At 49.2% G+C, this 490-nt stretch carries 1 tRNA gene; it reads right to left on the bottom strand.

From position 1 onward, the window contains the following. Nucleotides 1–248: 248 nt before the first annotated feature. Nucleotides 249–324: transfer RNA gene (locus DW58_RS14765), tRNA-Ala, on the bottom strand. Between the last annotated feature and the right edge of the window lie 166 nt (nt 325–490).

The raw sequence follows: 490 nt of genomic DNA on the forward strand, positions 1-490 counted from the left end.
TGACTGCCAGGGCATCCACCGTGTACGCTTAGTCGCTTAACCTCACAACCCGAAGATGTTTCTTGCGATTCATCGACGTGTTGTAAGCATTTGAGAGACTCGAACACACCTTTATTCTGTTCTTATTACGGAGAACAGACACGGTGTGTCGTTTCAATTTTCAGCTTGTTCCGGATTGTTAAAGAGCATAATACTTCGCAGCATACTGTTCCCAGTACACTCTGAAGTAGTGTATCAACCAGTGTTGATGGTGGAGCTATGCGGGATCGAACCGCAGACCTCCTGCGTGCAAAGCAGGCGCTCTCCCAGCTGAGCTATAGCCCCATCGTAGTGATTAAACCTCTTACCCTGCATTCTGACGAATGCAATTTTCACTCAGGCAGGGCGCAGTGTCGCGAAGCATACTTCAGTATGCTGAGCGGCGCCGTAACGCAGCATGAGTAAAAATTTGGTAGGCCTGAGTGGACTTGAACCACCGACCTCACCCTTA

Source organism: Siccibacter turicensis LMG 23730, assembly GCF_000463155.2.
In the GTDB taxonomy this organism is placed as follows: domain Bacteria; phylum Pseudomonadota; class Gammaproteobacteria; order Enterobacterales; family Enterobacteriaceae; genus Siccibacter; species Siccibacter turicensis.